The organism is Acidovorax sp. Leaf191 (assembly GCF_001424425.1).
In the GTDB taxonomy this organism is placed as follows: domain Bacteria; phylum Pseudomonadota; class Gammaproteobacteria; order Burkholderiales; family Burkholderiaceae_C; genus Acidovorax.
In genome coordinates this window covers 222499-234449 of record NZ_LMPT01000019.1, presented here as the reverse complement: position 1 = coordinate 234449, position 11951 = coordinate 222499, and the positions used below count along the sequence as shown (strand labels likewise).

Genomic DNA, 11951 nt, shown 5'->3' with positions numbered 1-11951 from the left:
CGGGCCGAGGTTTCTACGCTGGGGGGTTTGTGACCTGCCTTCGGGCCTTTGTTTCGGGACCCCACCATGACCTCATCTTCCGCACCCGCCACGCCGGCGCCACGCGCGCCGCGCACCCTTCAACTCGGCCTGGTGCTGCACGGCGTGGGTGCCGGTTGGGGCGACTGGCGCCACCCGGACGCGGTGACCGACGCCAGCACCAATTTCGCGTTCTACAAGGCCCAGGCGCAGCTGGCCGAGCAGGCGCGGTTCACCTTCCTGTTCGTGGCCGACAGCGTGCACATCACGCCGCGCTCCAGCCCGCACTACCTCAACCGCTTCGAGCCCATCACCATCCTGTCGGCCCTGGCGGCCGTCACCTCGCACATCGGCCTGGTGGCCACGCTCACCGCCAGCTACAGCGAGCCCTTCACGGTGGCGCGGCAGTTCGCCTCGCTCGACCACATCAGCGGCGGGCGCGCGGGCTGGAACGTGGTCACGTCGTGGCTGGACGGCAGCGCGCGCAACTACAGCCGCCAGGAGCACTACGCCCACGACGTGCGCTACCGCCTGGCGGGCGAGCACCTGGATGTGGTGCAGGGCCTGTGGGACTCGTGGGAGGACGACGCCCTGGTGCACGACAAGGCCACCGGCCAGTTCTTCGACGAAGGCAAGCTGCACAAGCTGGACCACCAGGGCGAGTTCTTTGCGGTGGAAGGGCCGCTGAACATCGCCCGCTCTCGCCAGGGGCAGCCCGTGATCTTTCAGGCCGGCGCCTCGCACGACGGCAAGACCTTTGCCGCGCAGCGGGCCGACGCCATCTTCTTCCATGCCGACACGTTCGAGGACGCCCAGGCCTACTACCGGGACGTGAAGGCCCGTGTACGGGCCGAGGGGCGCAACCCCGACGAGGTGTTTCTGCTGCCTGGCTTTCGGCCCATCGTCGGCCGCACGGAGCAGGAGGCGGAGCAGCGTTACGAAGAGCTGGCTGCGCTCGTGCCCATCGAGAACGCCATCGCCGCGCTGGCGCGTCCGTTCAGCGACCACGACTTCACGCAGTACCCGCTGGACGAACCCTTCCCGGACCTGGGCGACCTGGGCCGCAACAGCCAGCAAAGCGCGAGCGACCGCATCAAGCAGCACGCCCGCGAGCACGGCCTGACGCTGCGCGAGGTGGCGCTGTGGCACGCCCGGCCCAAGCGCACCTTCGTCGGCACGGCGGAGCAGGTCGCCGATGAAATCCAGCGCTGGTTCGAGGGCGGCGCGGCCGATGGCTTCAACTTCTTCGAGGCGCTGCCCAACACCTCGCTCAAGGCCTTTGTCGAGCTGGCCGTGCCGGTGCTGCAGGCGCGCGGGCTGCTGCGCACCGAGTACGCTGCCGAGACCCTGCGCGGCAATCTGAGCCTGCCGGTGCCGGAGAACCGGTACACCGCACGGCGCAACGGGGCGGCGCGGGCGGCTGCTGCACCCGACGCCCCGTCCGCGTCGACGGTGCCCAGCGCTCAGGACGCCGTGCCTGCATGACGCTGGCCGCAGCCGCGACAGGGCTTGATCCGGCCAGTGATCGGCACCCCGGTGGGTGATTGACGCCCCGGGGTCCGTGAAGGAGTGGGCAGCCAGCCCGCGCCTGGCAGCACAGGGGCTGCTAGTTCTGAATGAAAATGGTCTCTATCGCTTGATGGGCAAGCGCTGACAGCTATTGAAATGATAGCGATGGCCTGGCGCCCGCCGCTGGCGCATCACCGCGGCAGGCAGCCCGCCAGGCCCTTGTCCGCCGCCACATCGGCCAGCGCCAACGGCGTGGTCTCGTCGTTGTGCGGCGGCGTCTTGGTCAGCCGCACGCCGTTGTTCCAGCGCCACCGCTGGCCATCGAAGCTGTAGACGAAGGTGTGGGTGCGGTTGGAGCGCAGGTGCGCGGGCGTCAGCGTAATGGCCGCCGCCTGGGCCTGCGACCCGGCGCTGGCCTGCGCCACGTTGTCCTTGACAACGATCTTGCCCACGTACGGCGTGATGGGCGACTCGGTGCGCGTGACCTCGCGCTGCACCTGTGCGGGGCTGTAGCCGGTCTGCGTCCACTGACCTTCGTTGTCGGGCTGCACCGTGCGCTCCCGGCCTGCCAGCGACTGCGTGCAGGCGGCCACCAGCGTGTCGAAGTCTGCCTCGGTCGTGCTGGCAACTGCAGGCACGGCAGCCTGGCTGCCCAGGCCACCACCCACCCTGTCGCAGGCCGCCAGTGCCACCCCAGCGGCCACCACGGCCACGCAGCGCGCGGCACGCTGCAGTCTGCGGTCGGTGATGCTGGTCACGGTTGATGTGGGGGAGCGGGAAGACGGGTTCAGGAGGTTTGGCACCGGCCCATTGTGGCCGGGCTGCCCGCAGCTGCCTTGACCTGCATCAAGCGTGCGTGTTGCCGCTGGTTCCGTCGGTCCTGTCGTTCGCGGGGCCGCCGTCCCGCGCGCCGCGCACCGCCAGGGGCAGCCACACGCTGGCGGCCAGCCCCGTGGCCTGCGCACCGGGTTCTGCTTCGCGCAGCTCCAGCCGTCCGCCCATCAGCTGCGCATAACGCGCCACGATGGACAGCCCCAGGCCCGCGCCCTGGCCCAGTTGCAGGCCCGGGTCGCCCTGCGCCCAGCGCTGCTGCAGCTGCCCGGCCAGGTCGGGGCCCACGCCGGGGCCGTTGTCGGCCACGCACAGCACGGCGTGCTCGGCCTGTAGGTGCAGCGACACGGTGATGCGCGGCGGCTGGCCGCGGCCGTAGCGCAGCGCGTTGTCGAGCAGGTTGTGCAGGATGCCCTCCACCAGCGCCAGGTTGGCTTGCACTGCCACGGCGTGGTCCAGCCCCTCGGCACCCAGGTCCACGCCCAGCGCATCGGCGCGCGGCAGGTAGCGCAGCACGACCTCACGCACGGCGGTGTTCAGTGCCAGGGGCTGCAGCGCCAGCGCGATGCCGCCTTCGGTCGCCCGGGCCAGGGCCAGCAGTTGGTCCACGGTGCGGCTCGCGCGCTGCTCGGCGGCCGCGATGCCTTCCAGTTCACTGCGCCACACGGCGGGGTCACTGTGCGCCAGCGCGTGCGCCGCCTGGGTGCGGATGCCGGCCAGCGGCGTGCGCAGCTCGTGCGCCACGTTGCCGGCAAATTCGCGCTGCGCATGCAGGCTTTGCTGCACGCGGGCCAGCAGGCCGTCCAGCGCCTCGCCCAGGCGCTGGACGTCGCTGGTGGCGGCGCCCTGCGTCAGGGCCTGGGGCAGCGGCTGCAGGTCGGCCGCGTCGCGGCGGTCCATGGCGTCCTGCAGGTCGCTCAGCGGCCGCAGGTCGCGCTCGATGCCGCGCAGCAGCCACGAGCCCAGCGCCACCAGCAGCCACAGCTGCGCCAGGCCCGAATACACCAGCAGCCGGCGCAGCAGCTGCGTGCGTTCCGCCGTGGTCTGCGCCATCACCACGGTGAAGGGCTGCGGCCCGTCGATGCGCAGGCTCACCCGGCGCAGCTCCCGGCCGTCGCGCCGCAGCGGCGAGAAGGTGTGCGTGCTGCCGGGCGCAACGCCGTCGGGGGCCAGGTCCGCCTCGCCCGCCACCAGCGCGCCGCCGTCGCCATACACCGCAAACCACACGGTCTCGCTCTGGTCGAACCGCAGCAGCCCGACCTCGCGCTGTGTCAGGTCCAGCTGCAGCGGCGCCGTGCCGGGTGCCGCGTCGCCGCCGCGCACGTGCGCCGCCAGTGCATGCGCGTCGTCCAGCAGCGCGCGGTCGAAGGCCTCCGCCACGAAATGGTTGCCCACGCCCAGCACCACGGTGCTGCCCAGGCCCCAGATCAGCACCAGCGACAGCAGCACGTGCCGCCCGATGCGCTCGCGCAGGGCGGGGCGCTGGCGCGCGGGCGTCGTGTCAGCGGGGCGTGGCACTGCGCTCCACCTGCGATGCACGAGGCCGGCGCCGCGCAAGGGCCTCGGCGGGGCGGTGCCTCATTCTTCCTCCAGCAGGTAGCCCAGCCCGCGCAGCGTGCGGATGGCCGCGCCGCTGCCCGCGATCTTGCGGCGCAGGCGCGAGAACGACGCCTCCAGCGCGTTCTCGCCCAGCGCCTCGCCGGCATCGGACAGGCGCGACGACAGATCGCTCTTGCTCAGCACGCGGCCGGGCGGGGTCATCAGCTCCCACAGCAGGTCGAACTCGCGCGCGGGCAACTCCAGCGGCTGCCCGGCCACGCTCACGCGGCGGGCCTGCCGGTCCAGCGCCAGCTGGCCCACGGTCACCAGGTCGGCCGTGCCGCTGGCGCGGCGCAGCAGGGCGCGCAGGCGGGCTTCAACTTCCTTGAGTTCGTAGGGCTTGCCCAGGTAGTCGTCGGCCCCGGCGTCCAGGCCGGCGATGCGCTCTTCGGTGCTGTCGCGCGCGCTGAGCACCAGCACCGGCGTGCGGTCGCCGCGGGCGCGGGCGCTGCGCAGGGCGGTGAGGCCGCTGCCCAGGCCGCTGCGCGCGTGCGCTGCATGGGGCAGGTTCAGGTCCAGCAGCACGGCGTCGAACGCCTGCACGGCCCACCAGTGCTGGGCCTCTTCCACCGTGTGGGCCAGCTCGACGCGGTGGCCTGCGTTTTCAAGGCCCCGGGCCATGGTGCGGCTGAGCACCGGGTCGTCTTCCACCAGAAGGAGGCGCATGGTCGGTTCAAAGTTCTACGTGGAATTACGCATGGCCCAGATCAGCCAGCGATCAGGTTCGGTGGGGATAGTTGCGCCGTCAGCATACCCCAGCCACCGGTGCGGACCGGCTCGCCGGGGTGTCCCCCACAAGCTTTTCTGGAGACAACATTTCATGGTCAACCGCAACTTAGCCAGGGGCGTCGTCCTCATGGCGCTGGCGCTGGGCTTTGGCCTGCCGTCGGTGGGCTATTCGCTGGGCAAGCTCAGCCACGCCGGGCCCGGCCTGTTCCCGTTCATCGTGAGCTGCATGCTGTTCGCCATCGGCGTGATCACCGTGGTGCGCTCGCGGCTGGTGGCGCCGGCGCCGCTGAATTTCCAGGTGCGCAACATCTCGATCATCCTGGGCAGCCTGTGCGGCTTTGCGGCGCTGTCGCACTACGTGAACATGATCGCGGGCATCGTGTTCCTGGTGTTCTGCTCGGGGTTTGCGGGCACGTCGTACTCGGTGGTGCGCAACCTCAAGATCGCCGCGGTGCTGGTGGGCATCGCCTTCATGTTCCAGAAGCTTCTGGGCGTCAACCTGCCGCTGTTCTGAGAGCACCACCATGGAAGTCCTCCACAACCTCGCGTTCGGCTTCGGCCACGCGCTCACGCTGCAGAACCTGATGTTCTGCGCCCTCGGCTGCACCGTGGGCACCCTGGTGGGCCTGCTGCCGGGCCTCGGCCCGCTGGCCACCATCAGCCTGCTGCTGCCGCTGACCTATTCCATCGACACCACCGGCGCGCTCATCATGCTGGCCGGCATCTACTACGGGGCGCAGTACGGCGACAGCGTGAGCGCCATCACCATGAAGATCCCGCACGCCAGTTCCATCGTGGCGTGCATCGACGGGTACCAGATGACCTTGAAAGGCAAGACGGGCCTGGCGCTGTTCACGGCGGGGGTGTCGAGCTTCATCGGCGGCACGGTGGCCATCCTGGTGCTGACCTTCCTCGCGCCCAGCCTGGGCGAGGTGGCCTTCCTGTTCGGCCCTGCGGACTACTGCGCGCTGATGCTGGTGGGCTTCGTGTGCGTGAGCTTCGTGACCACCGGCAGCCTGCTCAACGGCCTGGCCATGTGCATGGTGGGCGTGCTGCTGGGCTCGATCGGGACCGACGTGAACAGCGGCACGGCCCGCTTCACGCTGGACATGCCCTTCCTGGCCGACGGCGTGGGGATCGTGAGCATTGCGCTCGGGTGCTTCGGCATCGCCGAGATCACCAAGAACCTGGATGCGCGTGAAGAGCGCTCGCCCTTCAACGGCACGATCAAGCTCATCCCCACCTGGCCCGAATTCAAGCGCATCATCCCCAGCGCGCTGCGGGGCAGCGTGGTGGGCTCCATCCTGGGCATCCTGCCCGGCGGCGGCCCGACGATCGCCCAGTTCGCAGCCTACGCGCTCGACAAGAAGGTCAGCAAGTACAAGCACGAGATCGGCAACGGCTCCATCGAAGGCGTGGCCGGCCAGGCCGCTGCCGACGAGGCTGCCGCCCGCACCAGCTTCATCCCGCTGATGAGCATCGGCATCCCCGAGAACGCCGTGATGGCGCTGATGATGGCCGCGTTCATCATCAAGGGCATCCAGCCCGGCCCCAACATGATCGCCGGCCACCCCGAGCTGTTCTGGGGCCTGGTCGCCAGCATGTGGATCGGTAACTGCTTCCTGCTGATCCTGAACGTGCCGCTGGTGCGCTACTGGCTGTCGGTGTTCAAGATCCCGTACAACGTGCTGTTCCCGGCCATTTTGTTCTTCTGCTGCATCGGCACGTACAGCATCAACAACAACCTGGACGACGTGTTCATCACCGTGGCCTTCGGTGCACTGGGATACCTGTTCATGCGGCTCGAGATGGACCCGTCGCCGCTCATGCTGGGCTTCATCCTGGGCCCCATGCTGGAGGAGAACTTCCGCCGCTCCATGCTGCTGTCGCGCGGCAGCTTCGATGTGTTCGTCAACCGCCCCATCAGCGGCACGCTCATCGGCCTGATCGTGCTGTTCATCGCCTGGCAGACATTCGGCTTCTTCCGCCAGCGCGGAAAGGCCAAAGAACTGGAGGTGGTGGCACCGGCTGCGACCTGACGCCACCTGAAGAGACCACCTCAACGACCTGACAGATTGACTCTCTGTAAGCTGCCCCGGCAGCCTTGACAAGGCCGGTCACCCTGCGTGACCGGCCTTTTTTTTATCGCTGTGTCGCCCCAAAATGAAAAGCGGCCCCCTCGGGGGGCAGCGACCACACGAGGTGGGGAGCGTGGGGGTCATTTCTCACGCTTGCCACCACGTCGGCAGCAACGCCCGCACCTCGCTGCGCCCGAACCGGTCGTCCATCAGGTGCACCACGCCCTCGTCGCTGGGCGTGCGGATCACGCGGCCCGCCGCCTGCACCACCTTCTGCAGGCCGGGGTACAGGTAGGTGTAGTCGTATCCGTCGCCGAACAGGGCCTGCATGCGCTGGCGGATCTGTTCGTTGACCGGGTTGACCTGCGGCAGGCCCAGCGTGGCCAGGAAGGCGCCGATCAGCCGGCGCCCGGGCAGGTCGATGCCTTCTGCAAACGCGCCGCCCAGCACCGCGAACGCAATGCCTTCGCTGGTGTCGGTGAAGCGGTCCAGGAACTGCCGCTGCTCGGCCTCCAGCATGCGGCGCGACTGGCGCCAGTGCGGCAGGTGCGGGTGGTTGCGCTCGAACACATCGGCCACCTGCTGCAGATACTCGTAGCTGCTGAAGAACGCGAGGTAGTTGCCCGGCCGCGCGGTGAACTGCCGCGCCATCAGGTCGGCAATGGGCGCCAGCGACGCATTGCGGTCCGGGTAGCGGGTGGAGATGTGGCGGGCCACCTGCACCTGCAGCTGCGCGCTGGCAAAAGGCGACTCCACATCCACCCACACATGCTGGTCGGGCAGGCCCAGCAGGTCGCCGTAGTAGCGCGCGGGCTGCAGCGTGGCCGAAAACAGCGTGCTGGTGTGCGCAGCCTGCAGGCGCGGCTGCAGGAAGGGCGCGGGCACCACGTTGCGGATGCACAGCGTGGAGCCGCCCGGCGCCGGTGCCTTGCCGGCTGTGCGCTGCGGGTGATGCGGGCGCTGCGTGGGCTGGTGGGGCTGGGTGATGTCCACCAGCGAATGCGTGTCCAGCAGCTCCGCCATGCGCACCAGGTGCAGCGCATCGAAGTAGAAGGCCTGCAGCGCCGCATCGGGCTCGGCCGGGTGGTCGGCAAAGTGGTCCGACAGCGTGCTGCCGCACTGCTGCAGCACGGCCAGCAGCTTGTCGGGGAAGGCATCGAAGACCGCGTAGTGGGCGCCAGCCGCGGTTTGTTCTTTGTCCAGCGCGACCCAGCAGCGGCGCACCTTGTCCAGCGCATTTTTCACGGCGGGGTGGCGCGTGGCGGCGGGCGACTGGCGGGCCAGCGCCAGGCTGTCCGGGCGCAGCTCGGCGGTGTACATCTTGCGGCCGCGTTCCACCAGGTTGTGGGCCTCGTCCACCAGCAGCGCGGCGCGCCACTGGTTGGCCTGCGTCAGGCCATGCAGCAGGCCGCCCAGGTCGAAGTAGTAGTTGTAGTCGCCCACCACCACATCGGCCCAGCGCGCGAGTTCCTGGCTCAGGTAGTAGGGGCAGACCTGGTGGGCCAGCGCCACCTCGCGCACGCGGGCCTGCAGCAGCGGGGCCGGGGCCTGGCTGCCGCCTTCGGTGGCTGGGGCCACGGCGGCGGCGCGGGCCGCAGGCAGCCGGTCGTAGAAGCCCTGCGCCAGCGGGCACGACTCGCCGTGGCAGGCCTTGTCGGGGTGTTCGCAGGACTTGTCGCGCGCCACCAGCTCCAGCACGCGCAGCGGCAGGCCGGGGGCCGCGGTGGCAGGTGGGGCCAGGCGTTGCAGCGCATCCAGCGCCATCTGCCGGCCGGAGGTCTTGGCGGCCAGAAAGAACACCTTGTCGATCTGCTGCCCCGGCATGGCCTTGAGCAGCGGGAACAGCGTGCCCATGGTCTTGCCGATGCCCGTGGGCGCCTGGGCCAGCAGGCAGCGGCCCGACGCAGCGGCCTTGTACACCGCCTCGGCCAGCGGGCGCTGCCCGGCGCGAAAGGTGCCGAACGGAAACGCCAGCGCACCCAGGGCCGCATCGCGCACCGCACGGTGCGCCACCTGGGCATCGGCCCAGGCGAGGAACCGCTCGCACTGCGCCTCGAAGTGCTGCTGCAGGTCGGCCGCGGTGTGGCGGTCGGTGAACACGGTTTCCTTTTGCGTGCCGATGTCGAAGTACACCAGTGCCAGGTCGATGTGGCTCCAGCCCTCCTGCTGGCACAGCAGCCAGCCGTAGATGCGCGCCTGCGCCCAGTGCAGCGCGCGGTGCGATGCGGGTTGACGGTCCAGGCGGCCCTTGAAGGTCTTGACCTCGTCCAGGCGCTGCTGCGCCGCATCGACGCCATCGGCCCGGCCGCGCACGCGCAGCGTCTTGTACTGGCCCGCCAATGCCACTTCGGCGCGGTAGCCAGCGCCCCGGCGCGTGGCCACGGTGGCATGGCCCGCGATGCCCTCCAGCGCCGTGGGCGCCGGGGTGAAGCGCAGGTCGAGGTCGCCCTGCTTGGCGGTGAACTCGCACAGCTCGCGCACCGCCACGGTGTAGGTCATGGCGGGGGCTCGGCGCAGGGTGGGGCGGGGAGGTCGCCGGCCAGCGTGTCGCCGGTGGCCGAGGCGTCGTTGGCCGATGCATCGTTGGCAGGCACCGCGGTCTGCCCTGCCGCATGCCCCGCCGTCTGCTCCGCAGCTTCTGCGGCCTCGCCCAGGTGGGCCTGTGCCAGCTCGGCCTCGCTGCGCATCGGCGTGGCCTTGCACAGCGCCATCCACACTGCGAAGGGCAGGGCGCAGCTGGCATGCCGCGCGGGCCGCAGCAGCTCGAACCGGCTGTGCGCGCCATCGTCCAGCTTGCCGTGCAGCACCCAGATACCGAAGTGCTCCGGGATCTCCTCCGGCTGGGCGATGCCTGCCGGGAACACGTAGTAGCACTCCTCGCACAGCCACTGGTAGGCCTGGCGCTTGGCGTCGTGCCGCAGGTCCGACAGCAGGTCGGCCCGGCTCGCTTTGACCTCGTGCACCATGGGCTGCAGGTAGGCCGGCACGGACGTGTTGCGCACCGAAAACAGGTCGGGCCGCGCCATGCGCCACACGTTGGCGGCGGCGCGGGCTGCGGGCGAATCGGTGTCTTCGCTCCACAGCGGGGTGCTGCGGCCATGGCCGATGGGGGTGGGGACGGTCGGCAGGGCGGCGTCCGCCGCGGGGAGCGTCTGCGGCGCCGGCCCGTCCACCACCGCGCGCAGTGACAGCTCGCGCCACACGATGCGCCCCGCCGCCAGCAGGTGCTCGGCGAACCTGGCGGCCAGCCGGTCGTGCGTGCTCAGCGCCCGCACGCTGCGCTGGCGTGCCACGGCCAGCGTGCGGATGCCCTCGTCGGTGAGCCGCAGGGACTCGAACCCCTCGGGCGACACCTGCAGCACCACCAGTTGCGCGGCCAGCAGGTCGATCTCCAGCGCGTCCTTGCACGGCCAACCCGCCGAGCGCCAGATTTGCATGAGGCGCGTGCGGTGAAAGCGGGTGAGCTGGATGGCGGGCGCAGGGGCCGATGCGGGGGAGGACAGAGCCGTCATGGGGTGGTGGGGTCGGCAGGCTGGGCACTGATTTTAATCACAGTACCTGCAGATGCTCAACACGGGGCCGTGATCATGGGGGGCGAGGGGTTTGGGGGGGGTATTTTTGGACTCCATCGCTCACTGCATAAGCGGTAAATGCTATAAAAAATATAGTGCCTTGCGAGAGGGACTGAGGGGGTTCCGAATCTCCTCCTCGCGCCACGATGGCGTTCGGCAATGCCCGGTGACCGGGTGCACCACCGCACCGATTCGCCCTGCACGGTATTGGCCGCGACCGAGGCAGGCGATGCAAAGCAGAGCGCGTGCATCGCGCCGGTCAACCAGCGCTATCGCAGTCAGTGCGCCCGTTTCGCGTGGCGCCTGATGGCTCTGGCTATGGTCAAGGCACCTGGCACCGCAGCACATACCGGGGCCGCGGTGTGACCTGCGTTGGCGCAGAGCTATCTGCGGAATGCGGCCGCCAGCCATGGCGATTGCAGCAAAAAAATCGTTGCGACGGGATGAACTGTTGAATGCATTCAACAAGCGGTTGAATGCCGATGCACGTCCCTAGAATCCGCCGCAACGCAGCCCCACCGATGCGGCAACCCCACGCTGGCGTGCCGCCCAGGCCGGGCCAGCGCAGCCCGCTGACGCAGTGGCCCCCACAGCCACACGCCCTGCATCCACCCCACCACCCACGATCACCGCGTTTTTTGCCAGAGCTTTGCCGACGTGCCGCGCAGCCACCCTGCGCTCGCGCAGCGGCGGGAGGCGCAAGAACCACCACAAGGACACCCACCGTCGATGCGCACCCCTGAACTCGCAGTGCTGGACCTGACCTCGCGCATCGGCGGATACGCACTGGCCCACCTGGGCGTGGCGGGCGCATCGGGCCATGGCGCCTGGGAACGCCTGCCGCTGGGGGAGGTTGCGGGCGCCCCCGAGATCAGCTGGTACCGGCCGGCAGCCCTGGCCGACCTGAAGAAACTGCCTGCGCAGCCCGACGCACTGGCCGTCCTGGTCGGGCCCGGCGTCTTCACCATGCTGCCGGCCATCCTGGCGCTTGGCACCGTGCGTTCCGCGCCCGCGGTCTGGTTCGTTCTCTTGCCCAACGCGGTGATGGAAGACATCGAAATCACCAGGTTCCTGGGCGCCCAACGGCGTGCCGGCGTGCACAAGTACCAGTTGCCCAACAGCGACCCGCAGACGCTGTGGTTCGTGCTGATGGAGCAGATGGGAAAGATCCCGCGCGTCAACGATTATTTCAACGAAGACAGAAGGCCTGACGATATGAGTTCGAATCTGAAGAGTTCCATGGATGCCGCGATGACCATCGACGGCGCACAGGCGGTCGCCCTGGTCGACTACCGCAGCGGCATGTGCCTGGCCCAGGCGGGGGGCGGCATGAACCTGGACCTTGCGGCGGCCGGCAACACCCGGGTGGTGCAGGCCAAGCTCAAGACCATGGAGGCCCTGGGCATCAAGCGCGGCATCGAGGACATCCTCATCACCCTGGCCGACCAGTACCACCTGATCCGCCTGGTGCCCAACAACGACGGGCTGTTCCTGTACCTGGTGCTGGACAAGGCCAAGGGCAATCTGGCCCTGGCCCGCTACAAGCTCACCGACATCGAGCGGTCGTTGAAGGTCTGAGCCGCGCGGCGCGCCCCCCGCGGTGACGGGGGCTGTG

Annotated in this window: 9 protein-coding genes; 4 read left to right on the top strand and 5 right to left on the bottom strand. The window is 69.6% G+C overall.

Annotated elements, in window-relative coordinates:
- The first annotated feature begins 66 nt into the window (after positions 1-66).
- On the top strand, positions 67-1503 hold the full coding sequence (locus ASG27_RS15115; protein WP_082486097.1) for an LLM class flavin-dependent oxidoreductase: 1437 nt from the start codon (positions 67-69) through the stop codon (positions 1501-1503).
- 215 nt (positions 1504-1718) lie between these two features.
- On the opposite strand, the gene ASG27_RS15110 is transcribed toward ASG27_RS15115, so the two are convergent.
- The 3 genes from ASG27_RS15110 to ASG27_RS15100 form a co-directional block, all read right to left on the bottom strand.
- Positions 1719-2285, bottom strand: coding sequence for a hypothetical protein (locus ASG27_RS15110; RefSeq protein ID WP_235504134.1), 567 nt, complete (start codon positions 2283-2285; stop codon positions 1719-1721).
- Positions 2286-2373: 88 nt separating this feature from the next.
- Positions 2374-3876, bottom strand: a complete 1503-nt coding sequence (locus ASG27_RS15105; protein WP_056421286.1) for a sensor histidine kinase — start codon at positions 3874-3876, stop codon at positions 2374-2376.
- A 60-nt stretch (positions 3877-3936) separates the two neighbouring features.
- A complete protein-coding gene (locus tag ASG27_RS15100; protein ID WP_056421287.1) occupies positions 3937-4623 on the bottom strand; it encodes a response regulator transcription factor in 687 nt (228 codons plus the stop codon).
- A gap of 154 nt (positions 4624-4777) precedes the next feature.
- Between ASG27_RS15100 and ASG27_RS15095 the strand changes: the two genes are divergently transcribed.
- Positions 4778-5200: a tripartite tricarboxylate transporter TctB family protein gene (locus ASG27_RS15095; RefSeq protein WP_056168236.1), complete on the top strand. Its 423-nt coding sequence runs from the start codon at positions 4778-4780 to the stop codon at positions 5198-5200.
- 10 nt (positions 5201-5210) lie between these two features.
- Positions 5211-6725, top strand: coding sequence for a tripartite tricarboxylate transporter permease (locus ASG27_RS15090; protein ID WP_056421288.1), 1515 nt, complete (start codon positions 5211-5213; stop codon positions 6723-6725).
- Between the two features lie 186 nt (positions 6726-6911).
- Here the strand turns inward: ASG27_RS15090 and ASG27_RS15085 are convergent, their stop codons facing one another.
- Both ASG27_RS15085 and ASG27_RS15080 read right to left on the bottom strand, forming a co-directional pair.
- The gene (locus ASG27_RS15085) at positions 6912-9263 is read right to left on the bottom strand and encodes a helicase C-terminal domain-containing protein (RefSeq protein ID WP_056421289.1); all 2352 of its coding nucleotides are present in this window, start codon (positions 9261-9263) and stop codon (positions 6912-6914) included.
- Entirely contained in the window at positions 9260-10276 is a 1017-nt protein-coding gene (locus tag ASG27_RS15080; protein ID WP_442854107.1) for a hypothetical protein, read from the bottom strand. Before ASG27_RS15080 ends, ASG27_RS15085 begins: the two co-directional genes overlap by 4 nt.
- Positions 10277-11065: 789 nt before the next feature.
- Between ASG27_RS15080 and ASG27_RS28005 the strand changes: the two genes are divergently transcribed.
- Positions 11066-11914 carry a hypothetical protein gene (locus ASG27_RS28005; RefSeq protein ID WP_396505513.1) on the top strand — a complete coding sequence of 283 codons (849 nt, stop codon included), beginning with the start codon at positions 11066-11068 and terminating at the stop codon, positions 11912-11914.
- The last annotated feature ends 37 nt before the right edge of the window (positions 11915-11951 follow it).

Bases quoted from the DNA above. Each gene is read 5' to 3' on its own strand.
- ASG27_RS15080 (WP_442854107.1), bottom strand. From the start codon at position 10,276: ATGACGGCTCTGTCCTCCCCCGCATCGGCCCCTGCGCCCGCCATCCAG.
- ASG27_RS15085 (WP_056421289.1), bottom strand. From the start codon at position 9,263: ATGACCTACACCGTGGCGGTGCGCGAGCTGTGCGAGTTCACCGCCAAG.
- ASG27_RS15100 (WP_056421287.1), bottom strand. From the start codon at position 4,623: ATGCGCCTCCTTCTGGTGGAAGACGACCCGGTGCTCAGCCGCACCATG.
- ASG27_RS28005 (WP_396505513.1), top strand. From the start codon at position 11,066: ATGCGCACCCCTGAACTCGCAGTGCTGGACCTGACCTCGCGCATCGGC.
- ASG27_RS15095 (WP_056168236.1), top strand. From the start codon at position 4,778: ATGGTCAACCGCAACTTAGCCAGGGGCGTCGTCCTCATGGCGCTGGCG.
- ASG27_RS15090 (WP_056421288.1), top strand. From the start codon at position 5,211: ATGGAAGTCCTCCACAACCTCGCGTTCGGCTTCGGCCACGCGCTCACG.
- ASG27_RS15115 (WP_082486097.1), top strand. From the start codon at position 67: ATGACCTCATCTTCCGCACCCGCCACGCCGGCGCCACGCGCGCCGCGC.